The organism is Ihubacter massiliensis, from assembly GCF_024125305.1.
Classification (GTDB): Bacteria; Bacillota; Clostridia; order Peptostreptococcales; family Anaerovoracaceae; genus Hominibacterium; species Hominibacterium faecale.
Map to the genome: position 1 here is coordinate 1 of NZ_JAMXVH010000002.1, position 2295 is coordinate 2295.

The 2295-nt window shown below is 50.4% G+C and carries 2 protein-coding genes and 1 pseudogene; all 3 read right to left on the reverse strand.

From position 1 onward, the window contains the following. Positions 1–629: FAD-dependent oxidoreductase (locus NIA71_RS19820; protein ID WP_253021336.1), on the reverse strand; the 629-nt coding region annotated here is incomplete at its 3' end. Positions 630–694: 65 nt separating this feature from the next. Next, positions 695–997 (reverse strand): annotated as a pseudogene (locus NIA71_RS19825) (DUF2812 domain-containing protein); the annotation flags it as partial. Between the two features lie 22 nt (positions 998–1019). Then, positions 1020–2295: peptidoglycan D,D-transpeptidase FtsI family protein (locus NIA71_RS19830; RefSeq protein WP_253021337.1), on the reverse strand; the 1276-nt coding region annotated here is incomplete at its 5' end.

The window sequence follows — 2295 nt, forward strand, 5'->3', positions numbered from 1 at the left end:
TTTTCCAACTTGCCCGATCCGCTGAAAGCGCCGAAAGCTCCGTCTTTTCGGCGGCCCATAATATCACTCTTGCCTGCTTTTTGCGTTATGCTGACTCGCGGGCCGAAGGCCGGGCACCTGAGGATGCACATGCAGCAGCCATTGCCGTATGTAAGGCAGTTTCCCATAGGCCCGGTAGAGCCGGTGGTTTCCACAAACACATCTCCCTCGATAATCTCGCCGCCAGCCAAAATAATGCGATCCACGATCACTGGATCCTCCTGGCGTTTTTCCACGTCAATGGCTCTGCTCATGAGCCGGATGTCCACGCCCATATCCTTCAGCAGCCGCCTTACCTGCGGCTCCACTTTGACCACATCGTAGAGGCTGGCATGCTTATGCCCCGGAAAATCCACGTTGACATGGCGCGCGCAGCGGTCTGTGATTTCAAAGAGCTCATGAGCGCCCAAGGCGATGTTTTCCTCTGCAGCCGTAAATCTGCCGTTGTTGCGCATGATTCCGCCCACGTTGCCAAGGCCCAAAAGCATGTCGGTCTTTTCAAGAAGGGTTACTTCAGCTCCGGCTTTTCTGGCTGATACCGCAGCCGCGCAGCCGGACCATCCGCCCCCGATCACTACTACTTTATACAAATTAAATACCCCCAATCGATTTAGTATATGCAGGATTGGGGGTTTTGGTTATTGCAGGCTTCCGTTTATATTTCAGTCTTTTCTCCGGTATATTTCTTTCTCAATCGGTAAAAGCCGATTCCGCAATGGATAAAAATCGCCAGTTCCGCCGCTTTCGCATCGGCAGCCCGCTTTCTAAAATAGCTGAAGTCGTTCAGCTCCTGTATATATTCCCAACCATAATCAGCGTACATCTGCAAGTAACATTCTTTGTCAGCGCCCTCCTGGGGATTGAAATCCAGCCGGTACGCCACATCCTCCGGTTCACATGGCTCAAAGTAGTAGAAGCCCGGCGAAACAGCTTTGACCAATCGATAACCTTGGCTATGCTTTTTTCTTAAATTTTACACCCTATTTTCCGGAAGGCCGGGCTTGGAGATATGGGAGCACGCTTTCCATGATTTCCTTAACGATGGGGGCAGCTGCCTCGCTTCCATGAATCTTGCCCTTGGGATTATCCACTACCACCAAAATGGCTACTTCAGGATCATCGATCGGCGCCAGTCCCACAAAGGACGCGTAATAAGTCTTTGAAGCAAGTCCCTTGGACTCGTTCTGCGCGGTTCCCGTCTTACCGCCCATTTTATAACCCTTCACTTTGGCTGCGGTGCCGCCGCTTTCTTCCACGACATATTCCATGGCTTCTTTCACTTCTTCGGCCGTTTCCTTGGAAATCGCCTGCCGCACAACCTCAGTGCCGTAAGATTTTACCGTATTGCCGTCCGCATCGGTGAGTTTACTTACCATATGCGGGCGCACTAGAACGCCATCGTTGCCAATAGCACTGACTGCTGTCAACAGCTGAACAGGCGTAACCGAAATTCCTTGACCATAAGACATCGTGGCAAAGTCCACCGAGGTCAGTTTATCCTTGTTTTGAATCTGTGCCTGAGCTTCTCCCGGAAAATCAACCCCTGTTTTCTCAGTGATTCCGAACAAATCCAAATACTTATAAAAAGTGTCAACACCCAGCCGTTTTCCAAGCTGAATGAATACTGGGTTGCAGGAATTTCCCACCGCCTGTTTTAAGGTCTCATCACCGTGGGGATTGTCGTACCTCCAGCAGCGGAGAATCGTACCGCTGACATTATAGGTCCCTGAACAATGAAAATGCTGTTTTAAGCTGCTGGTCTTTTCTTCCAAAGCCGCTGATAAGGTCAGCAGCTTAAAGGTCGACCCCGGTTCGTAGGTATCGCTGAACAAGGGATTTCTCCACATTTTGTTCAAGTACTCCGCTTTGTCCTTGGGAGACATCTTTTCCACTTTTTTTGCTTCCGTATCCGAAAGCGGTATCCTGGCATTATTGGGATCATAGGTTTCTGTTGTAGCAGATGCAAGAATTTCACCAGTCTTTGGGTTCATCATCAGGCAGGTAACTTTATCAGCCTTAGTATTCTTTTTTCCAGTTTTGATTGCTTTTTCCGCATGGCTTTGCACCACCGCATCCAGCGTTGTCACCACATTCAGACCGTCCTCAGCTTGATAGGTGTCGTTCGTTCCATAGGAAAGCGTCCGGCCCGCCGGATCCGTTTTTTCCACCTGCCGCCCGGCGATACCGTTAAGCTCGTTATTATATTGCAGCTCCAGGCCCGCAAGTCCGTCGCCGTCGCTGGAAACATTGCCGATG